This is a genomic window from Streptomyces flaveus (genome assembly GCF_014647675.1).
Classification (GTDB): domain Bacteria; phylum Actinomycetota; class Actinomycetes; order Streptomycetales; family Streptomycetaceae; genus Streptomyces; species Streptomyces flaveus.
Window position 1 is genome coordinate 74,260 of sequence record NZ_BMPQ01000032.1, and the last position, 21,409, is coordinate 95,668.

The 21,409-nt window shown below is 72.5% G+C and carries 18 protein-coding genes; 16 read left to right on the forward strand and 2 right to left on the reverse strand.

The features are described 5' to 3' along the window. Positions 1 to 163: 163 nt before the first annotated feature. Both IEZ21_RS38610 and IEZ21_RS38615 read left to right on the forward strand, forming a co-directional pair. The gene (locus IEZ21_RS38610; protein ID WP_189326497.1) at positions 164 to 811 is read left to right on the forward strand and encodes a TetR/AcrR family transcriptional regulator; all 648 of its coding nucleotides are present in this window, start codon (positions 164 to 166) and stop codon (positions 809 to 811) included. Positions 812 to 813: 2 nt separating this feature from the next. Further along, entirely contained in the window at positions 814 to 1,407 is a 594-nt protein-coding gene (locus IEZ21_RS38615) for an SRPBCC domain-containing protein (RefSeq protein WP_189326498.1), read from the forward strand. 112 nt (positions 1,408 to 1,519) lie between these two features. Here the strand turns inward: IEZ21_RS38615 and IEZ21_RS38620 are convergent, their stop codons facing one another. Then, a complete protein-coding gene (locus tag IEZ21_RS38620) occupies positions 1,520 to 2,755 on the reverse strand; it encodes a cytochrome P450 (RefSeq protein ID WP_189326499.1) in 1,236 nt (411 codons plus the stop codon). 111 nt (positions 2,756 to 2,866) lie between these two features. After that, positions 2,867 to 4,126, reverse strand: coding sequence for an FAD-dependent oxidoreductase (locus IEZ21_RS38625; protein WP_189326500.1), 1,260 nt, complete (start codon positions 4,124 to 4,126; stop codon positions 2,867 to 2,869). 193 nt (positions 4,127 to 4,319) lie between these two features. Here IEZ21_RS38625 and IEZ21_RS38630 point away from each other — a divergent pair, with 193 nt between their 5' ends. The 14 genes from IEZ21_RS38630 (at position 4,320) to IEZ21_RS38695 (ending at position 21,396) form a co-directional block, all read left to right on the forward strand. Further along, on the forward strand, positions 4,320 to 5,012 hold the full coding sequence (locus tag IEZ21_RS38630; protein ID WP_189326501.1) for a hemerythrin domain-containing protein: 693 nt from the start codon (positions 4,320 to 4,322) through the stop codon (positions 5,010 to 5,012). A gap of 92 nt (positions 5,013 to 5,104) precedes the next feature. Next, positions 5,105 to 7,027, forward strand: coding sequence for an HAD-IIIC family phosphatase (locus IEZ21_RS38635; protein WP_246568593.1), 1,923 nt, complete (start codon positions 5,105 to 5,107; stop codon positions 7,025 to 7,027). Positions 7,028 to 7,251: 224 nt separating this feature from the next. After that, on the forward strand, positions 7,252 to 9,039 hold the full coding sequence (locus IEZ21_RS38640) for a fatty acyl-AMP ligase (RefSeq protein WP_189326502.1): 1,788 nt from the start codon (positions 7,252 to 7,254) through the stop codon (positions 9,037 to 9,039). A gap of 1 nt (position 9,040) precedes the next feature. Further along, a complete protein-coding gene (locus tag IEZ21_RS38645; RefSeq protein ID WP_189326503.1) occupies positions 9,041 to 10,816 on the forward strand; it encodes an acyl-CoA dehydrogenase family protein in 1,776 nt (591 codons plus the stop codon). A 9-nt stretch (positions 10,817 to 10,825) separates the two neighbouring features. Further along, positions 10,826 to 12,607, forward strand: a complete 1,782-nt coding sequence (locus tag IEZ21_RS38650) for an acyl-CoA dehydrogenase family protein (protein ID WP_189326504.1) — start codon at positions 10,826 to 10,828, stop codon at positions 12,605 to 12,607. A gap of 48 nt (positions 12,608 to 12,655) precedes the next feature. After that, positions 12,656 to 12,931, forward strand: coding sequence for an acyl carrier protein (locus IEZ21_RS38655; protein WP_189326505.1), 276 nt, complete (start codon positions 12,656 to 12,658; stop codon positions 12,929 to 12,931). Then, the gene (locus tag IEZ21_RS38660; protein WP_189326506.1) at positions 12,931 to 16,002 is read left to right on the forward strand and encodes a type I polyketide synthase; all 3,072 of its coding nucleotides are present in this window, start codon (positions 12,931 to 12,933) and stop codon (positions 16,000 to 16,002) included. Before IEZ21_RS38655 ends, IEZ21_RS38660 begins: the two co-directional genes overlap by 1 nt. Next, positions 15,999 to 17,024, forward strand: coding sequence for a 3-oxoacyl-ACP synthase III family protein (locus IEZ21_RS38665; RefSeq protein WP_189326507.1), 1,026 nt, complete (start codon positions 15,999 to 16,001; stop codon positions 17,022 to 17,024). Before IEZ21_RS38660 ends, IEZ21_RS38665 begins: the two co-directional genes overlap by 4 nt. Then, positions 17,021 to 17,263: an acyl carrier protein gene (locus tag IEZ21_RS38670; RefSeq protein ID WP_189326508.1), complete on the forward strand. Its 243-nt coding sequence runs from the start codon at positions 17,021 to 17,023 to the stop codon at positions 17,261 to 17,263. Before IEZ21_RS38665 ends, IEZ21_RS38670 begins: the two co-directional genes overlap by 4 nt. Next, entirely contained in the window at positions 17,260 to 18,126 is an 867-nt protein-coding gene (locus IEZ21_RS38675) for a 2-oxo acid dehydrogenase subunit E2 (RefSeq protein WP_246568595.1), read from the forward strand. Before IEZ21_RS38670 ends, IEZ21_RS38675 begins: the two co-directional genes overlap by 4 nt. Continuing rightward, the gene (locus tag IEZ21_RS38680) at positions 18,083 to 18,910 is read left to right on the forward strand and encodes a 4'-phosphopantetheinyl transferase family protein (RefSeq protein ID WP_246568597.1); all 828 of its coding nucleotides are present in this window, start codon (positions 18,083 to 18,085) and stop codon (positions 18,908 to 18,910) included. The genes IEZ21_RS38675 and IEZ21_RS38680 overlap by 44 nt, the downstream gene beginning before the upstream one ends. Positions 18,911 to 19,009: 99 nt before the next feature. Next, positions 19,010 to 20,110 (forward strand): alpha/beta hydrolase, encoded by a 1,101-nt coding sequence (locus IEZ21_RS38685; RefSeq protein WP_189326510.1) that lies wholly within the window; start codon positions 19,010 to 19,012, stop codon positions 20,108 to 20,110. 99 nt (positions 20,111 to 20,209) lie between these two features. Further along, positions 20,210 to 20,395 carry a hypothetical protein gene (locus tag IEZ21_RS38690; RefSeq protein WP_189326511.1) on the forward strand — a complete coding sequence of 62 codons (186 nt, stop codon included), beginning with the start codon at positions 20,210 to 20,212 and terminating at the stop codon, positions 20,393 to 20,395. Then, positions 20,392 to 21,396 (forward strand): alpha/beta fold hydrolase, encoded by a 1,005-nt coding sequence (locus tag IEZ21_RS38695; protein ID WP_189326512.1) that lies wholly within the window; start codon positions 20,392 to 20,394, stop codon positions 21,394 to 21,396. Before IEZ21_RS38690 ends, IEZ21_RS38695 begins: the two co-directional genes overlap by 4 nt. Positions 21,397 to 21,409 lie beyond the last annotated feature (13 nt).

The following is a 21,409-nucleotide window of genomic DNA, read 5'->3' on the forward strand; positions in this document are numbered from 1 at the left end:
CCGGGCCGTGTGCGCGTGCGCACCCATGACACCCGTACCGATCCGGCCATTTACGCTACTGCAGTTGCGAAAAGGCCGGCGCGCTCCCTACTCTGGGCAAGCCAAATAACGATACGGCCGTAGCGAAATGGTGGCGAGCGCGATGCCGAGAAGGAGCGAACCCGTGACAGCTCCCGCCGCACGCAGAGGGCGTCCGCGCAACGAGGACGCCGACGGACGGATTCTGGAGGCGGCGCGCAAACTGCTGTTCGAGCGGGGCTATGACCGGTTCGCCATGGACGAGGTGGCAGCCCGCGCCCAGGTCGCCAAGACCACGCTCTACCGGCGCTGGCCCACCAAGGACCATCTGCTCGTCGCCCTGGTCGCCAGAATCCAGGACGAGGTGCCGGTCGCCGACACCGGGGACCTCAGGCGCGATCTCGTCGTCTACCTCACCGCCGTCGCCACCGGGCTCAACGGGATGCGGGCGGTCGGCCGGCCCGGCGCACCGGGGGACCGCTCGGCCGGAGTGGTCGCCGAGTTGGTCGCCGCGGCCGCCCGGCACCCGGATGTGGGCGACGCCGTACGGGCGCTGTTCGCCCGGCGCAACGCCCTCCCGCTGGCCCTGCTCGACCGCGCCCGCGAGCGCGGCGAACTGCGCACGGGCTGCTCGTCCGAGCTGGTCTTCGACCAACTGGCCGGAGCCCTCTACTACCGGCTCCTCGTCACCGGGGAGCCGATCGGCGCCGAGTACGTCGAGGAACTAGTGGACCAGGTGCTCGTCGGCGCCGCCGCCACGCCCCGCCCGGACCCCCGTCCAGAGAGGACCTGACCATGACATCCACACAGACGCTCCCCCAGTCCGCTTCGGCGTCCGCCGCCAAGTCCCCGCGCCGACGCCGGAATTGGCTCCTGCTGTCGCTGTCCGGATTGGCCGTCGCGCTCGGCGGCTACGCCTGGTGGACCCACACCCACCCGGTACGGCTGACCGCGTCCGTGGAGATCCAGGCCGCGCCGGAGCAGGTCTGGGACGTACTGACCGACTTCTCGGCCTACCCGCAGTGGAACCCCTTCGTGACCCGCGCCGAGGTCACCTCCGACGACGGCCGGCTGCGGCCGGGGGCGACGCTGCGCAACCGGATGGAGCAGGGCGGCGGCACCTCCACCTTCACCCCCGATGTGCTGGTCGCCAGCCCCGGCAAGGAGCTGCGCTGGCTGGGCAAGGTGGGCCCCGGCTGGCTCGTGGACGCCGAACACCGCTTCCTGATCGAGCGCACCGGCCCGAGGACCGTACGGCTCACCCAGAGCGAGGACTTCACCGGAACCCTCGTTCCCTTCGCCGAGAGCCAGTTGAGGAACGAGACGCTGCCGCAGTTCCACGCGATGAACGAGGCGCTGAAGAAGCGCGTCGAGGCGATGGCGCGATGACTGCGCGCGGGACGGCACGGCTCGGGGCCCGCGGCACGGGTGCCGCGGGCCCCGATGAGGTCCGCTCGCAAGGCGAGTTGGACGCCAGGTCAGGCCGCTCCTGCGATCGGGCTCACCAGGCCACCGGAAGCGAGCTGATGCCGTGCACCAGCATGCCCTCCGGCCGGCGCAGCTCCTCCGCGGGCACGGCCAGCCGCAGCGTCGGGAAGCGCTGGATCAACGAGCCGATGGCGATCTGGAGTTCGGCGCGGGCCAGGCCGGAGCCGATGCAGTAGTGGGCACCGTGGCTGAACGCGAAGTGCGGGTTGGCCGGGCGGTCGAAGTCGATCTCGTCGGGGTCGGCGAACTGGCGCCGGTCGCGGTTGGCGGAGCTGAGGCTCGGCAGGACCGCGCTGCCCTTGGGGATCGTCACACCGTTCACTTCGACGTCCTCCCGGGTGATGCGCAGCAGCGCCTCGTTCCCCGGCGGGTGCAGCCGCAGCAGCTCCTCCACCGCGTGGTTGATCAGCTCCGGCTCCTTGCGCAGCCGTTCCAGCTGCGCGGGGTGGGTGAGCAGCGCGACCACGCTGTTGGCGATCTGGTTGACCGTCGTCTCGTGACCGGCCACCAGCAGGCTGATACCGAGGAAGATCAGTTCCTCCTCCTGCAGCCGGTCGTCGTCCTCGTCGTGGATGGAGACCAGCGCCGACAGCAGGTCCTCGCCCGGGTTCTCCCGCTTGGCCGCGACCAGTGCCGCGAGATAGTCGCGCAGCGCGATCTGCGAGGCCAGCATCTCCTCCTTCGTCACGGAGGTGGTGGCCAGGAACACTCGCGACCAGGCGGCGAACTCCTCGCGGTCCTCGAACGGCACGCCGAGCAGCTCGCAGATCACCGTCACCGGAAGCTGGAACGCCAGCGCCGGCACCAGGTCGACCGGCGGCTCCAGTTCCGCCATGGCGTCCAGCAGGGCGTCCGTGTGCTCCTGGATCCGCGGGCGCAGCGAGGCCACCCGGCGGGCGGTGAACTCCCGCGAGACCAGCTTGCGCACCCGGGTGTGCTCGGGCGGGTCCATGTTCAGCAGGCTCTTGAAGTTCTGCGGGGCCGCCGCGAGCCGGGGCGCTCCCGGCTCCAGGGTGGCCGCCCGGCTGAAGCGCGTGTCCGACAGGGCGGTGCGCACGTCCTCGTACTGGGTGAGCAGGAAGGCCTGGTCGCCGCTGGGCATCCGGACCTTGGCGACCGGGTCCGTCTCGCGGAGGTGGGCGTACATCGGGCACTGCTGCAGCCCGGGGGCCTGCTCGAAGGGATAGCCGAGCACCTCGTCGTGCTCGTCCGTCCTCGCGTCCTGGGGCGCTTCGGGGCTCAAGGTCATGTGGGCGTCCTGTTCTGCGTGAGAGTGCCGGAACAACGGGATGGGCAGGGCGGTGACGCGGGGACCGAGCCGGCCACGGGCGACCGGGTTCGGGCGGCCGGGCCCGAGGGCTCAGGCCTCGGCCGGCACCGTCGGCACCGGCGCGACGTCGAACGGGCGGACACGGTCCGCCTCCTGCAACGGGTAGTAGATGCCGGACAGGAGCCGGCGCTTGAGCGGGCCGCTGGAGTCGACGAGGCGGTACACGGCCCGGCGCAGCCGCACGGGGACCGGGCCGGAGAGCGCGAACGCCCGCTCCTGGCGCAGCTGCAGGGCGCGGGCTCGCGCCACCGAGGCCTCCCGCTCCCGCTGGTAGCGCTGGGTCGCACCGCTCAGCCCGGCGGTGCCGTTGCCGCCGGCGAGGGCCGCCGACACCAGCCGGGCGAGCACCGCGGCATCGGTGATCGCGTGGTTCACGCCCTGGCCGAGCACCGGCGTCAGCGTGTGGGCGGCGTCGCCGACGAGCACCAGACCGGGCCGCGACCAGCGGGGCACCACGGTGGTGAAGATGTCCAGCATCGAGGTGTCCGACCACTTGGTGACCGAGGCCCGCACCTCCGCCGAGATCTCGGGAGCCAGCTCGTCCATCCGGGCGTGCAGGGCGGCCACACCCTGCGCCCGCAGCTCCTTGAGGCCGCCCTTGGGGATGTTGAAGCCGACCCGCACCAGGTCGGGCACGGTCGGGATGAACAGACCGTGCCGGGCACCCCGGATGCGCACCCGGTAGGTGTGGCCGTCCCAGACGGGCGGCCGCGGCACCTTGAACCAGACGAAGTCCCGCTCCAGCGGCTTCCGTTCGTACGACAGCCCGGACATCTCCCGGATCTTGCTGAACCGTCCGTCCGCGCCCACCGTCAGCGCGGCACTGATCTCGAACTCGCCGTCGGGTCCCTTGCAGCGCACACCGGTCACCCTCGCGCCGTCACGCAGCAGCGCCACCGCGGCGGACCGGCGCAGCAGCCGGAATCCGGGCAGCGTGCCGCCCTCCTTCGCCAGGGCCTCCAGCAGGGGCGGCTGCGGCAGCTCCATGGGGTAGGGGCAGGGCTGGTCGTACTGCGAGAAGTCCGCCCTGAGCACGGTTCTGCCCTGGTCGCTGATCTCCAGCCGGTGGGTCTCCAGGGTCTGCTCGCGCAACCCCTGCAGGATGCCCATCCGCTCCAGCAGCCAGACCGAGTCCGGCGAGATGGACTCGCCGCGGAACGACCGGTCGAACCGGGCGCTCTGCTCGACCACGACGACGGAAACGGACCTCCGGGCCAGTTCCAGCGCGAGGGTGAGGCCCGCCGGCCCCCCTCCCACCACACAGACCTGTGCGTGAACAGCCGTTGCCATCGCCCTGCCTCTCCACGGAAGTGATGGTCGCCGCCGAGCTTCGAAGGCCCGGCTAAAGGACCGCTTGTGGTGCGCGGCGCCACCGGCCCGACCGGGCTCCGGGGGAGTGCCGGACCCGGCACAAGAGCCGCTTAAGAGCGGCCGGACAGGATCCGGTCGCAACGTACCGATCACGAAGGCCAGGGTGAGACGGATGTCGGCCAGGAACGGACGGGGTGTGCCGGACACCGGCGAGATGGTGGTGGTGCACCGCCTCTTCACACAGGAGTACGCGGCTGCGGTCCCGCTGGTCCGCGGGGTCGCCGCGGGTGACACCGCGCGCAGCGGCGTGGCCGCCGACCATCTCGCCGCGCTCGGTGTGATGCTGACGGAGCATCACCTCGCCGAGGACGAGCTGGTCTGGCCGCGCCTGGCCACGGACCCGGCCGTCGACTCCGCACTGGTGGCCCGCATGGAGGCACAGCACGAGCGGATCGCCGAGGCGCTCGGCCGGCTGGAGTCCGCGCTGCCCGGCTGGCGCGACACCGCCGACCCCGTGCTGCGGGACACGGTCGCCGACGCCTGCGCCGCACTGCTGCCCGCCCTCGACGCGCACCTCGGCGACGAGGAGGAGCACATCCTGCCGCTGGTGCCGGGCCGGTTCACCGCCGCGGAGTGGGCGGTGCTCAGCGAGCGCGGCCGGGCCGCCGTGCCCAAGGCGCACCGCCTGTACATGCTCGCCGCCCTGGGCGAGGCCGCCGGAGCCGACCGCCGGGACGAGTTCCTGGGGCGGCTGCCGGGCCCCGTCCGCCTGCTGTATCGCCTGGCCGGCCCCTGGCTGCGCCGCCGCACCCTGGCCCGCCTGCATGGGAACCGGCGCGCGGACCGCGTGGCCGCGGCGACGTGAGACACCGAGACCCGTGAGCGGTCCGCGCGCATCCGTTCCGGCAAGGAAGACAAGCCGTCCGACAAGCGAGGCAGCGAAGTGAGGAAGAGCCCGTGAGCGTACCCCTGACGACCGGGCCCGGGCCGACCGACCGGGTCGAGGCGCTGGACCGCATCCGTAACCTGCACTCGGCGGGACACCTCGCCGAGGAGTTCCCGGCGGTGCCCGCACTGCTCGCCGGGCTCGCCCACGGGCCTGCCGCCCCCGGCGACCTGGCCCGCACCGGCAGGCTGCTCGCCCGCGTCGACCCCGACCGGATCCACGCCCTGCACCCCGACGCCGTACCGCTGACCGTCACCGTCTCCGGCCACGGAACCCTGGACGCCCTCACCGGACCCCTCACCGCCGAACTGGCCCGGCACGGCATCCCGTTGCGTGCCGTGCTCGGCGACCACGACGCCTGGCGGCGCGACCTGCAGGACACCGACGGGCCGCTGTACGCGAAGAACACCGACCTGTCCCTCGTCCTGCTCGACGCACAGATCGTGTTCGATGAACTGCCGCTGCCCTGGCGGGCGTCGGACGCGGCCGAAGCGGCGTCGGCCAAGCTGAAGCTGATCGAGCGCCTCGTCGAGACGTACGTCCGCGAGGGCTCGGGCACCCTCGTCCTCAACACCCTGCCCCTGCTCACCAGCCAGCTGCGGCAACTCGTGGACCACCGCTCACGGACCGAACTGTCCGTGCTGTGGCGGGAGTTCAACAACGGCCTGCTGCGCCTCGCACTCGCCCACCCGCGGGTGCACGTCGTCGACCTGGAACCCCTGGCCGCCGAGTCCGGACCGGTCCGCGACAGCCGGCTCGCCGTCTACACCAAGGAACACCTCGGCGGTGAACTGCTCGGCCGGTACGCCCGCGAGGTCGCCCACCTGGCCCGGGCCGTTCACGGCCGCACCAAGAAGGTGCTCGTCGTCGACCTCGACAACACCCTCTGGGACGGCATCCTCGGCGACGACGGCCCGGACGGCATCGCGGTGTCCGGCACCTACCGGGGCGAGGCCTTCGGCGCCTTCCAGCGCTTGGTCAAACAGCTCGGCTCGCAGGGCGTACTGCTCGCCGTGTGCAGCAAGAACGACCAGGAGCCGGTGGAGCGGGTACTGGCGGACCACCCCGACATGGTGCTGCGGCCGGACGACTTCGTCGCGATCACCGCCAACTGGCGGCCCAAGGACGGAAACCTGCGCGAGATCGCCGCCCGGCTCAACCTCGGCACCGACAGCCTGGTCTTCGCCGACGACTCGCCCTTCGAGTGCGGCCTGGTCGCGAGCAGTGTGCCGGAGGCCGCCGTGGTCCGCCTCGACGAGGAACCCGCGCTGCACATCGACCGGCTGCTGGCCGACGGCTGGTTCGACACCCGCGAACTCACCGAGGCCGACCGGCAGCGGGCCGGACAGTACCGGGCCGACGCCGGACGCCGGGAACTGCTGGACTCCGCGGACACGATGGAGGAGTACCTCCAGGCCCTGGACGTACGGGTCGCCGTCGCCCCGGTGACCGAGCCGGACGTCGCCCGGATCTCCCAGATCACCCTGCGCACCAACCAGTTCAACCTCACCACCCGCCGGCTGCAGCCCGCCGACGTACGCCGGCTGCTGGACTCGCCGCGGCACCTGGTGCTCGCGGTGCGGTCCCGGGACCGCTTCGGCGACAACGGCGTCGTCGGCGCGGTGTTCGCCGAGCGGGACGACGACGGCCTGCGCATCGACAACGTCCTGCTCAGCTGCCGGGTCTTCGCCCGCGGCATCGAACAGGCGGCACTCGGCGCGCTGCTCGCCCACGCCCGCGACACCGGAGCACCGGCCGCCTTCGCGTCGTACCGCCCGACCGCGAAGAACCACAAGATGCGGGAGTTCTACCCGTCCCTTGGCTTCGAAACGGTCGGCGAAACCGCCGACGGGGCCCTCGACTTCCGCCACTCCCTCGTCGAACTCCCGCCGGTCCCGGGCCATGTGACGCTCGACGCGACCTTCCCCGCCTAGCGTCCCCATCGAGCCACCCCCCAGCGCCTGCCGTCCGCGATTCCCCCGTCGCGGACGGCAGGCCCATGTCCGGGGCCTTCTCGGCGGCGACCCGGCAGGCACGGGGCAGCGCAAGCGAGGCCTTAGCGGGGCGAACCAGGATCGACGGTGTCCCAGCAAGCCATGTCCCAGCAAGCCCTCGCCGGCGCCAAGCCTGCGGATCTCGGAGAGGTCAGGCAAAGACGTTGACAAGCTTCCGAACCTTTACGGAACTGGTCCTGGACCGGGCCGCCGAGCTCGGTACCGAGGACGCCTTCATCTTCCTGCCGGACGATGCCAACGGGTCGGTCCCGGAGCACCTGTCGTACGCCGGGCTCGACCAGGACGCCCGCCGCATCGCCTCCTGGCTCCAGGCCCATGGCGTCGCCGGCGGACAGGTCCTGCTGCTGTACCCGTCGGGCACCGACTTCATCAAGGCGTTCACCGGCTGCCTGTACGCCGGCGCCGTCGCCGTACCCGCCCCGCTGCCCACCGAGCAGGGCCAGCACTTCACCCGGGTCTCCGGCATCCTGCGCGACGCCGAGGTCCGGGCGGTGCTCACCGACTCCACCAACGCCCCGGAGATCTCGGCCTGGCTGGCCTCGGAGGGCATGACCGACGTGCTCTGCCTCGCCACCGACGGCGCGGACTACGGCGACCCCGGTGCGTACACCGTGCCGGACCTGAGCCCGGAGCACCTCGCCTTCCTGCAGTACACCTCCGGCTCGACCAGCGACCCCAAGGGCGTCATGGTCTCGCACCGCAACCTGCTGGCCAACGAGGCCGCCATCCAGCACGCGGCCGGCACCGACTCGAACACCCGGTTCAGCGGCTGGCTGCCCTTCTACCACGACATGGGGCTCATCGGGCATGTTCTGCACCCGCTCTACATCGGCGGCTCCGCGGTGCTGCTCTCCCCGGTGTCCTTCCTGCGCCGCCCGCACCGCTGGCTGAAGACCTTCGGCGACTACGGCGCCACCATCGGCGGCGGTCCCAACTTCGCGTACGACCTGTGCGTGCGCCGGGTCACCGACGAGCAGATCGCCGAACTCGACCTGTCCACCTGGGGGGCCGCCGCCAACGGGGCCGAGCCCGTGCGGGCCGAGACCGTCAGGGCGTTCACCGAACGCTTCGCGGAGGCCGGCTTCCGGCCCGAGTCGTTCTTCCCCTGCTACGGCATGGCGGAGACGACGCTGCTGGTCTCCGGCACTCCGCTCGGCCGGCGCCCCGCGCAGCGCACCGTCGACCCCGTCGCCCTGGAGCAGGGCACGTTCGGCGATCCCCAGGACGACGGCCCCAGGCGCACGCTGGTCGGCAGTGGTGTCATCCACGACTTCACCGTCAAGATCGTCGACCCCGACACCCGCCAGGAGCGCCCCGAGGGCTCGGTCGGCGAGATCTGGGTCAAGGGCGACAGCGTCGCGAGCGGCTACTGGAAGCGGCCGCTGACCAACACCGAGATCTTCGACGCGCACATCACCGACGGCCGCGGCCGCGAGGACGCGGGCGGCTGGCTGCGCACCGGCGACCTCGGTGCCCTGGAGGACGGCGAGCTCTACGTCACCGGCCGCCTCAAGGAGCTGATCATCTTCGCCGGCCGCAACCTCTACCCGCAGGACGTCGAGCGGGCCGTGCAGTCCACGGACAAGGCACTGGGCGTCGGCTCCGGCGCGGTGTTCACCGTGGAGACCGACCGGGAGCACGTGGTCGTCGTACAGGAGGTGCGGGTCAGCGCGGTCGGCACCGACCTGCGCAGCGTCGCCACCGGCGTCCAGCGGATGCTCGGCCAGGAGCTCAACATGCCGGCCGGCAACGTGATCCTGGTGCGGCCCGGCACCGTCCGCAAGACCACCAGCGGCAAGATCCAGCGCACCCTGATGCGCAAGCTGTTCCTACAGGGCGCGCTCACCCCGCTGTACGAGGTGCTCGAACCGGCGGTCCGTGGGACCGTCGCCGACGCCACCGGCTCCTCGCTGGCCCAGGCAGGGGTCTGACATGCGGGAGCCGGCATACCGGAGCGCCGAGGAACTGGACGCGTTCCTCGGCGATCCCGACCATCCGAGCGGCTGGTTCTCGCACGCGCGCTGCCTGGAACTCGACGAGAAGGAGGAGTTCCCCGCCGAGATCTGCCGCCGTCTCGACGACTGGGGACTGCCCGCCCACTACGTGCCCGTGGAGCACGGCGGCCGCCTGACCGACTACGAGCGGCTGATCCAGCTCATGCGCGTCGTCGCCCGCCGCGACCTGACCGTCGCGATCGGGCACGGCAAGACCTACCTCGGCGGCGTCTGCGTCTGGGTGGCGGGCACCCCGGAGCAGGCCACGCGCCTCGGCGCCGACATCCGGGCCGGGGTCCCCGTCTCCCTCGGCCTGACCGAACGCGCCCACGGCAGCGACCTGCTCGCCGGCGAGGTGCAGGGCACCGACGGCGCGGGAGGCTGGCTGGTCAGCGGCGAGAAATGGCTGATCAACAACGCCACCCGGGGAAGCCTGCTGTCCCTGCTCACCCGCACCGACCCGGCCGGCGGCCCGCGCGGCTTCAGCGTCCTGCTCGTCGACAAGCGCGAGCTGGACAAGGACATGTACCGCCACCTGCCCAAGGTGCACACGCACGGCATCCGCGGCGCCGACATCTCCGGCATCGCCTTCGACCGGGCGCGCGTCGACCGCTCCGCGCTGGTCGGCACGGAGGGCGGTGGCTTGGAGGTCGTCCTCAAGGCCCTGCAGCTGACCCGCACCCTGTGCGCCGCGCTTTCCCTGGGCGCCGCGGACCAGGGCCTCAGGCTCGCCGCCGACTTCACCCGGCAGCGCGAGCTGTACGGCAGGCTGCTCGGCGACCTGCCGCAGGCGCGCCGGACCCTGGGTACCGCCGCGGCCGACGTACTGCTGCACGAGGCGCTGGCGACGGTCGCCTCCCGCCTGGTGCACACCCAGACCGACGAGATGAGCGTCACCGCGGCGGTCACCAAGTACACGCTGCCCAGCGGCACTGAGGACGTCCTCGCCCGGCTGACCCGGCTGCTGGGCGCCCGCGCCTTCCTCAAGGGCGTCTACGAGGGCGGCATGTTCCAGAAGGTCGAGCGCGACCACCGGATCGTCGGCCTGTTCGACGGGAACACGCTGGTCAACCTCAACTCCCTGGTCAACCAGTTCCGTTCGCTCGTCCGCGGCAGGCGGCGTGGCACCGGCGACACGGTCGGCGCGCGGACGGCGTACGACCTGTCCTTGCCGTTGCCGCCGCTCCGGCCGGGCAGCCTCTCCCTGGTGGCGCGGCACGGCAGCGGCGTCCTGGCCGGGCTCGGCGAGTCGGTCGCCCGGCTGACCGAGCTGGCCCGGGAGCGTCCCGCGTTGATCCCGGCCGCCGAGGCGGCCCGGCGGATCGTCGCCGTCACCGACCGCGTGCACACCGAGATGGAGGAGCGGCAGGGCCTGGTCGGCGATGTGCCGCCCGCGGCGTTCGAGACCGCCCGCCGCTACACCCTGTGCCACACCGCGGCGGTCTGCCTCGGCCTGTGGACGCACAGCGCGCACCTGTTCACCGGCACCCGCGCCGCACCCCTGTGGCAGGACGGGCTGTGGCTGCGCGCCGCCCTCGACCGGATCCTCGACCGGTTGGGCGAGCCGGACACCGGGGACGGCGAGGCGTACGAGGCGCTGGTCGACCACCTGATCACCACCCGGCGCTCCGGCGAACTCTTTTCGCTGCACCCCTACCGGCTGCCGGGAGCGCCCCACCGGCCGGCGGCCGACGCGACCAACGTCAGGAACTGAGAGGACGCCATGCTGATCGGTAGCGCGGCCACCGGGCCGCACGAAGTGTCCGCCGGACCGGGTCCGTACCCGCCCGGCGGCCAGGAGGACCGGGTCGTCGCCCGGATCGCCGAGCTGGAGACACGGCTGGGCGACCCCACCGACGAGCGCGGCGAGGTCTCGTACGCCAGGCTGCTGGAGGCCGACGAGCGCGCGGAGCTGTCCGAGCACGGCGAGCAGGCGCTGGACGACCTGGTGCTCAACGCGGACTTCGTGCCCCACCGGCTCGGCGGCCGGCTGGAGCGCATCGACACCCTGGTGCGGGTGATGCGGCAGGTCTTCCGCCGCGACATCGCGCTCGGCCTCGGCTACGGCGTCACCTCCTTCATGGCCGCCGTCAACGTCTGGAGCTCGGGCACCGAGGAACAGCGGCGGCGGCTGGCCGAACTGCTCCTGGACGGTCGGAAGGTGTCCGTCGCCTACCACGAACTCGCGCACGGCAACGACTTCGTGCGCAACGAGTTCCAGGCCCGCCCGGCGGACGGCGGCTACCTGCTGAACGGCACCAAGCAGGTCATCAACAACGCCGACCGGGCCGCCGCCTGGGTGCTGTTCAGCCGCACCAGCCCGGCCCCCGGCAGCCGCAGCCACTCCGTGGTGCTGGCCGATCGTGCCGGACTCGACCAAGACCGCTACCGCGTCCTGCCACGCTACGACGCGGTCGGCGTACGCGGCTGCCACCTGTCGGGCCTGGAGTTCACCGACTGCCCCGTGCCCGCCGCCGCACGCGTCGGCGAGGAGGGCAAGGGCGTCGAACTCGCCCTGCGCGCCTTCCAGATCACCCGCAGCGCCATCCCCGGCATGGCCCTCGGCGCCACCGACACCGCGCTGCGCACCGTCACCGGCTTCGCGCTGGGCCGACAGCTGTACCGCAAGTCCGTCATGGACATCCCGCACGCGAAGGCGACCCTGGCGACCACCTTCCTCGACCTGCTGATCTGCGACAGCCTCTCGCTGGCCGCGACCCGCGCCGTCCACGTGCTGCCCGAGGAGACCAGCGTCTACGCCGCCGCGGTCAAGTACCTGGTGCCGAAGATGCTCACCGACGCCATGTACGACCTGTCGATCGTGCTCGGCGCCCGGTTCTACGTCCGCGAGGGCGAGTTCGGGATCTTCCAGAAGCACGTGCGCGACCTGCCGGTGCTCAGCCTCGGCCACGCCGGCTCGGCCGCCTGCCAGGCCACGATCATCCCGCAGCTGTCCCGGCTGGCACGCCGCTCCTGGTTCAGCGACGACCCGGCGCCCGGTTCGGTGTTCCGGCCGCACGAGGACCTGCCGGACATCCCGTTCGAGCGGCTCTCGCTGGCCAGTGGCCGCGACGGGCTGAGCGCCTCGCTGGTCGCGGCCGTCGACGAACTGCCCAGCGGCAGCCCGGAGGAGCGGGCGGCGCACGGTGCCGCACTGCGCCTCATGGACGAACTGCGGCAGATCCAGGAACAGAGTCTCGGCCTCGCGCCCCAGGACCGCACCGCCCTGGCCAGCCCGGCCACCTTCGCCCTCGCCGACCGGTACGCGGTGCTGCTTGCCGCCGCCTCGGTGATCGGCGTCTGGCAGCAGGCCCAGGGCGGCTCCGACACCTTCCTCGCCGACCCGGCGTGGCTGGCCGCCGCCCTGCACCGGCTCGGCCGGCGGCTCGGCCACTCCCTGCCCGACCTGCCCGCCTCCTGCGAGAACCGGCTGCACGACGAGGTGCTGGCCCGATTCCACGAGAACCGCAGCTACGACCTGTACAACGCCCCGCTGGCCGGCTGATCCGCTGATGGCGCCAGAAGAACCGATGACCTCTTAGAGGAGCGCAACATGTCCGTTCCCACCACCGGACGTACCACCCCCGAGCTGACCGCGTGGCTGTCCGACCGGATCGCCCTCTACCTCAAGCGCCGGCCGACGGAGATCGACCCGGCCGTGCCGCTCGCCGAGTACGGGTTCGACTCGGTCGCCGCGCTCAGCCTGTGCGGCGACATCGAGGAGGACTTCGACCTCATCCTCGAACCCACGGTCGCCTGGGACTACCCGAACGTCCGGGCACTCGCCGCCCACCTGGCGGAGAGCCTGGAATCCGAGGCGGCGGGCTGATGGACCGGATCGCCATCGTCGGCATCGACTGCACGTTCCCGGGGGCTCCCGACACGGGCGCCTACTGGGACCTGCTGATGCGTTCCGGAGACGGGATCGGCACGGTCCCCGAACAACGGTGGGCCGCCCGGGAGTTCCACTCGCCGACCCCGGCCGAGGGACGCGCCAACACCACCCAGGGCGGCTTCATCGACGACCCCGACGCCTTCGACAACGAGTTCTTCACCATCTCGCCCCGCGAGGCCGCCGCCATGGACCCGCAGCAGCGCCTGCTGCTGCAGTGCTCCTGGCGGGCCGTCGAGGACGCCGGACTCGCCCCGCACGAACTCGCCGGCAGCGCGACCGGCGTGTTCGTCGGGATCATGGGCAACGAGTGGGCCCAGCTGCACCTCACCGACTACGACCACGTCACGGCCCAGGCCGGCTCCGGCAACGGCTACTGCATGACGGCCAACCGGATCTCCTACCACCTCGACCTCAAGGGACCGAGCCTCGCGGTCGACACCGCCTGCTCGTCGTCCCTGGTCGCCGTCCACCTGGCGGGCAACGCCCTGCTGTCCGGGGAGTGCGACTACGCCATCGCGGCGGGCGTCAACGTCGCCGTGACCCCGGCCCTGTCGATCTTCTACACACAGGCCGGACTGTCCGCGCCCGACGGCCGCTGCAAACCGTACAGCGCCCAGGCCGACGGCATCGGACGGGGCGAAGGCGTCGGGGCCGTCGTACTGCGCCGGCTCGAGGACGCGCTCGCCGACGGCCAGCAGGTGTACGCCGTGATCCGGGGCACCGCCGTCAACCAGGACGGCCGCAGCAACGGCCTCACCGCCCCCAACCGCTGGGCCCAGCAGGACGTCATCGGGGCCGCCTACCGGCGCGCCGGCGTCGACCCGGCCGACATCGCCTTCACCGAGGGACACGGCACCGGCACCGCGCTCGGCGACATGATGGAGGTCGCCGCCCTGGGCCACCACCACGCCGGGCGGTCGGGCAGGCCGATGGCGCTCGGCTCGGTCAAGGGCAACCTCGGCCACACCGAGGGCGCGGCCGGGATCGCCGGACTCATCAAGGTGGCCCTGGCGCTGGACCACCGCACTGTGCCCGCCAGCCGTTTCGCGGTGAAGGAGAACGAGCGGCTCGCCCTGCGCAAGAAGGGGCTGAGGCTGCTCAAGGCCCCGCTGCGGCTGCCACGCGGCACCGCCCTGGCCGGGCTCAGCAGCTTCGGCATGGGCGGCACCAACGCGCATGCCGTCCTGGAGTCCGCCCCACCGGAGGCGGCGCGCCCGGCGCGGGAGTCCGCGGACGGGCCCACCGGCATCGGCACCGCGCTCTTCACCCTGACCGCGCCCGCCCCGGAGGCGCTGCGCCGCAACCTGAACGCCCAGGCCGACGCGCTGGCCGCTCGCCGGGCGCCCGCCGGCGCCGTCGGCTGGACCTCCCACCGGGTCAAGACTGGGCACCGCTACCGCTTCGCGGTGTCCGCCCCCGACACTGACACGCTCGTTGGGCGGCTGCGGGCGGCCGCGGCCGACCCCGACCTGCTCGCCCGGCTCACCGGTGTGGGCGGCACCGCGCGCACCGCGTTCCTGTTCACCGGCCAGGGCTCCCAGTACCCGCGCATGACGGCCGGCCTGTACCAGGAGTCGCCGCTGTACCGCCGCTTCCTCGACGAGGCCGATGACGCCCTGCTCCCGCACACCGGGCGCTCGGTGCGCGACCTCATCCTGACCGGCGACGAGGAGGTGCATCTCACCCGCTGGGCGCAGCCCGCGCTGTTCGCCGTCGGCTGGGCCCTGGGCCGCACCCTCGGCGAACTCGGCGTCGAACCGGACCTGTTGCTCGGCCACAGCGTCGGCGAGTACGCCGCGGCCTGCCTGGCCGGCGTGTTCCCGCTCGACGACGCGGCCCGGCTGATCGCGGCCCGGGGCGAGCTGATGCAGCAACTGCCCGACGGCGGCGGCATGCTGGCCGTTCTCGCGGGCCGCGAGGAGCTGGCGGAACGCCTCGCCGAGGAGCCCGAGGTCGGCATCGCCGTCGTCAACGGGCCGCGCGCCACCGTGCTGTCCGGCGATCTGATGGCGTTGCAGCGCATCGACAAGGAACTCGACCGCGACCGGATCCGCACCCGGATGCTGCGCGTGTCGCACGCCTTCCACTCGTACCTCATGGAACCGATGCTGGAGAAGTTCGCCGAGGTCGCCCGCGACGTCGGAGGCGTCCCCCGGCTCCCGCTGTACTCCACGCTGTACGGCAGGGTCCTGGACGACGAGCCGATGGACGCCGACTACTGGGTGGCGCACGTGCGTCGGCCGGTGCTCTTCGCGGACGCGGCCGCGCAGCTGCTCGCCGCGGGTCCCACCCACACCGTCGAGGTCGGCCCGTCCCCGGTGCTCTCCTCGATGATCCGCAAGCTCCCGCCGCCCGCGTCGGGCGCCCGGCCGGCCGCCGTGGCGCCGGTGCGCGGCGCGGACTCCACCGGCCGGGACCTGGCGGACGGGCTCGCCGAGCTGTACCGGGGCGGTCTGACACCGAGGTGGGAGGCCGCGTACGAGGAGCGGGAGCGGACGCCGTACCGGATGATGCCGTATGTCTTCAGCGACGAGCACCGCTACTGGGCCCGTGGCGGCCCCGTGCGCGCCCGCCACGACGCGCCCGTTCCGGAACTGCCGCGGCCCGCCGCGGAGAAGACCCCCGAGAAGACCGCGAAGACCGGGAAGACGACGAAGACCGCGCGGCCCGCCGAGAAGACGGCCGGACCGGCTGCCACCGGAGTGCTCACCCTGGAGCGCCCGGCGCCCACCGACCCGGTCTCCGAGGCCGTGCTGGAGGCCATCGGCCAGGTCGGCGGCTACGGGACCGACGAACTCGGCCCGTATCTGCGCCTCTACGAGGACCTGGGCTTCGACTCCGTGATGGTCATGGAGCTCAAGAACCGGATCGAGGAGCGGCTACCCGCCCTCGCGGCCCTGACGGTGCAGGACCTGTTGCCCCGGCTCGCCTCGGTGGGCGACCTCGTGGACTTCCTGCGGGAGCACTGCGCCACCCGGCCCGCCACCGAGGAGAGGACCGCATGAACGGCAACCCGCAGGTGTACCTGTCGTCCGTCGGCACCGCGCTGCCCGGCGACCCGGTCGACAACGCCGAGCTGGCCCGGGTGCTCGGCGCCAACGAGGAGTGGATCGAGGTCTTCATCGGCACCCGCACCCGGCACTTCGCCCGTGACCTCACGACCGGCGAGGTGCGCTGGTCGCTGGCCGACCTGTGCGCCCAGGCCGCCGACCGTGCGGTGCGCGCCGCTCAAGTCGCCCCGGAGGACATCGAGTTCGTGGTCCTGGGCACCGCCACCCCGGACACCCTGATGCCGGCCACCGTGAACAACGTCGTCGACCAGCTCGGCCTCGACCAGGTGCCCACGTTCCAGCTCCAGTCCGGCTGCGCGGGCGCGGTGCAGGCGCTCAGCCTGGGGCGCACACTGATCGCGTCGGGGGAGTACCGCACCGGCCTGGTCATCGGCGGCGACGTGTGCAGCAAGCACCTCGACATCAAGCGGGACCTGACCAAGGCGGCCCCCAGCGACCTGGTCAACTTCGTGCTGTTCGGCGACGGGGCGGGCGCGGCGGTGCTCACCGACGAGCCGAGCGGTGAGCGGGTGGCGCTGCGGCACGTGCTGAACCGGTTCACCGGTCTCGGCCGTAAGCCCGGCCAGGTGATCGAGTGGTTCGGCCTGGCCGACCGCCACGACGACCGCCAAGCCCTCACCGAGGACTACAAGGCCATCGAGGAACAGGTCCCGGTGATGGCGGTGGAGATCCTCTGGGAACTCCTCGGCGAGCTCGACTGGGACGCCGACGACCTCGACTACCTGCTGCCGCCGCAGCTGTCCGGCCGGATGACCCGCAAGATCACCGAACAGCTCGACGTACCGACCGCCACCGAGATCTCCTGCGTCGCCGACACCGGGAACAACGGCAACGCCCTCCCGTTCCTGCAGATCGAACGACTGCTGGAGAAGATGACGGACGGTCAGAAAGCGCTGGCCGTCGCCATCGAGTCCAGCAAGTGGATCAAGGCCGGCTTCGCCCTGGAGAGGATATGACCACCCAACCCGCCTACAGCCTGGCCGACTTCGTCGGCACCGTCCGTGACGAACTGGGCCTGCCGCTGGCCGACGACCAGGTCGGCGTGGACTTCGACGAACTCCCCGAGTGGGACTCGCTCCACCTGTTGAAACTCGTCACCGCCCTGGAGCAGGCCACCGGTCGGCCCGTGCCGGTCGGCCGGGTCCTGGAGGCCCGCAGCCTGAAGGAGATCTACGAACTGGCGGTCCCCGCGTGAACAGCGCCCCCGGCCCGCACGTCGAACGCCGCCGCCGCCACACCCTGTACTTCCTGGAGTGGGCGGCGAGCCAGCGGCCCGTGCACCTGGACACCGAGGTCGACATGACCCGCGTCCAGGCGCACCGGGCCGCCGCCCGGGTGCAGGGCACCCGCTACTCCGTGGTGAGCTACCTGCTCCACGCCACCGGACGCGCCCTCGCCCGGCACCCGGCCGCCAACGCGGTCATGGCGCCCGGCTGGCCGTCCCCGCTGCGCCGCCCGCGGGTGATGCGGTTCGGCTCGGTCACCGCGAAGCTCGCCCTCGACCGCACCGTGGACGGCGAACGCACCGTGCTCTCCGCGCTGCTGCCCGGCCTGGAGGACGCCTCGCTCGCCGAGATCCAGCGGAACGTCGACCGCTACCGGGGCCAGGAGGCAGCACAGCTCCCGGAGTTCAAGGGCGTCCGTATGCTCGGTCGGCTGCCCGTCCCGCTCGGCCGCGCGGCCTTCGCCGCCGTGCTGCGCGATCCGTGCCGGCGCCCCGCGGTCTTCGGCACCGTCTCGGTCAGCTCCCTGGGCCACAGCGACGTCGACGGCTTCCACTCCGCGGGCGGCACGGCGGTCACCCTGTGCGCGGGCCGCATCCTCGACCGGCCGGTGGTCCGCGACGGCCGGATCGAGCCCGCACCGGTCATGCGGCTCGGGCTGACCTTCGACCACCGAGTGATCGACGGGGCCACCGCCGCGGATGTGCTCAGCGATCTCCGACACAGCATGGAGGACTTCGATGACGGCTCCAGGGAAGGTGTCCCCGGGCCGGACCTTCGGGGAGCCGATCATGATCACCGGACCGCGCGGGGACTGGAACAGAGTCCGACGTGATCTCGCCACCCACGCCAGCGCCGTCCTCTACGCCCAACTGGACGACTGGCGCCCGGAACGGGCCGGCGGACCCCGGCTGCGCGCCCTGCTCGGCCGGGACTGGGCCCGCTACCTGGACCTGACCCACCCGGAGGTGCGCACCCGCTTCGCCTCGTCCCGGGTGCTGCTGAAGTTCGCCGCCGGGGCGGCCCTGCACGTGCCGCCCCAGTCGGTCGAACTCGGCTACACGCCGTCGGGACGGCCGTACCTGCACGGCTACGACGGTGTGCAGATCAGCCTCAGCCACACCGAGGACCTGCTCCTGGTGGGCCTGGCCACCGGCGCGGTGATCGGCGTGGACGCCGAGCGCGCCGACCGCCGGCTGTACGGGGCGGGCCTCGGCCGACACGTGTGCACCCCGCGCGAGGTGGAGCTGGTCGAGGCCATGCCGCCCGAGGAGCGGGACCCCACGCTGGTGCGGCTGTGGACGCTGAAGGAGGCGTACAGCAAGGCCATCGGACTCGGCATGCAGTTCCGCTTCACCGACTTCGGTTTCGAGACCGACGGCACTCCCACCGAGGTACGGCGCCCGGACGGGACACCGGGCACCGGCAGTGAGTGGTCCTTCCGTACGCACTCGCTGCTCGGCCGGTACACGGTCAGCGTGGCCGTGGGCGACTCCGGCTTCGGCGTCACCACCGACACCCAGGCGCACACGATGCTCGACGACGGCATCGTCGACGCCCTCGCCGAGGCGCTCGGCGCCGAGGAGACCGGCCGCAGCGGCGGCGACGACTGGTGGTGAGCGGCTCCGGACCCGGGCGGACGCCTTCGGAGGGACCGGCCGTACAACCGGCCCGCAAGCGGCGGTCCGGACACTGAACGCACACAGCGGGGAGTCACCATGGCCCATCCGGCAGAACACCAGCTGGCCGAACTCAAGGAATTCGCCCTCCTGCACGCCAGGGGACAGGGCATGGCACCGCGCCAGGCCGTCCGGATCCTTCAGCAGATCACCAACGACACCGAAGGCGACCCGGACTCCTGGGCCGCGACCTGGACTCGCGCGGGCCGCACCGCCGCGTCCTGCGACCGCCACCTGGACGCCTGCGCCCACTTCGCGCTGGCCCGCTTCCCCCACCACGGCGACCCGGTACGGCAGACCGCCGGCCGGCTCCTGGTGTCGTCCTTCGACACCTGGCGGTGCCGCCGAGGGGACATCGAGCGACTCGAACTCCCGCTCGCCGACGGCACGATGGCCTGCTGGGCGACGGGACTCGACGCCCTCCGCCCCCGCCCCCTGATCGTCGTCATGGGCGGCATCGTCAGCGTCAAGGAGCAATGGGCGCCGGTGCTGCCGCTGCTGAGACGCCTCGGATTCGCCGCCGTGGTCACGGAGTTCCCGGGCGTCGGCGAGAACACCCTCACCTACCGGCCGGACTCCTGGCGGATGCTGCCCGGACTGCTGGACCGGCTGGCCGGCCAGGCGACCGTGTCCGACACCTCCCTGCTCGCCCTCAGCTTCAGCGGCCACCTCGCGCTGAACGCCGCGGCCGAGGACCCGCGCATCCGCCGGGTGCTCACTGTGGGCGCCCCCGTCGGCGCCTTCTTCACCGACGCGGACTGGTGGCCGCGGGTGCCCGGCATCACCGCCGACACCCTGTGCCGGCTCACCGGCGCGGCCGACCGGGCGGCCCTGCGGACGGCGCTGCCCGAGTACGCGCTCGACACGGAACGGCTGCGCCGGGTACGGATCCCCGTCCGGTACGTCGCCAGCGCCCGCGACGAGATCATCCCGGCCGGCGAACAGCGCCTGCTGGGTGCGCTGCCCGACCTGCGCGTCAAGACGTTCGACGACGTGCACGGCTCACCGGGCCACCTCGGCGCGATGCGGCGCTGGCTGTTCTCGCAGCTGCTGCTCACCCGCTTCAGGGGCGGCCCGGCCGCGCCCGCCGGGCCGGCGGAGCGGACGCCCGCCCCGACGGCCGGCGTCACCCGCGACTAGGACACCCAGACAACACCCGCAGACAACACCCGCAAAAGCACCGGCAAAAAGAGGACACCGCCTACACCCACCGATCCCTCGCAGCGAGGAGAGACAGCCATGACCGACCAACCCACCACCAGGACCCGAGCGGCCACGACGGTGCGCCCCTGGCAGAGTCTCGCCTCGCTCGGCGTGATCGAGAGCGATCTGACACCCACCCGTTTCCCGCCCGCCCCGGCACCGTTCGACACCGACGGCCGGCCGGGCCGCACTCGCCGCCCGGGGCGGCGCGAGGAGGCATGACCCACGTGGCCACACAGCACGTTCCAGGTTCCCGAACGGCCGCCGGGAGCATCCGGCTCCGGCACCGCACGGTGCACGGCCACCGCAGAGCCTTCCGGATGGCAGGCAAGGGCGACGCCGTCCTGCTCATCCACGGCATCGGGGACTCCTCCGACACCTGGCGCGACGTCATGCCCGGGCTGGCCAAGTACCACCGGGTCATCGCCCCCGACCTGCTCGGGCACGGCCGCTCCGACAAGCCCCGCGCCGACTACTCGCTCGCCGCGTACGCCAACGGCATGCGTGACCTGCTCAGCGTCCTCGGTATCGAGCGGGCCACCATCGTCGGCCACTCGCTCGGCGGAGCGGTCGCGATGCAGTTCGCGTACCAGTTCCCCGACCGGTGCGAGCGACTGGTGCTGGTCGGCACCGGGGGAATCGGCCGCCAGGTCACGCCCCTGCTGCGGGCGGCGACGCTGCCCGGCGCGTCGCTCCTGCTCCAGGCCCTCCAACTGCCCACCGTGCGCTGGCAGTGGGGCGCCGCGGTGAAGGTCCTGCAGTGGCTGCGGACGGACCTGGGCGTGGACGCGCCCGACCTGCTGAGGGTGCTGGAGGCACTGCCCGACGCGACCTCGCGCAACGCGTTCGTGCGCACGCTGCGGGCGGTCGTCGACTGGCGGGGACAGGTGGGCACGATGATGGACCGCACCTACCTCGCCCAGGGGATGCCGACGATGCTGGTGTGGGGCGGCCGTGACCAGGTCGTGCCCGCACTGCACGCCGGCTTCGGTCATGTGTCGATGCCGGGCAGCCGCCTGGAGATCTTCGAGGACGCCGGTCACTTCCCGTTCCGTACGGACCCCGACCGCTTCCTCACGGTCATCCGGGACTTCATCGAGACCACCCGCCCGGCGAGCTTCAGCCCCGAGGAATGGCGGGCGATGCTCCGCAACCGCCGCCCGGCCCCGCGCCCCCGCCCGGACGAGACACTGCCGGCACCGCGGACACTGAGGCCCGCCTGAGCGGCCCGAGCGG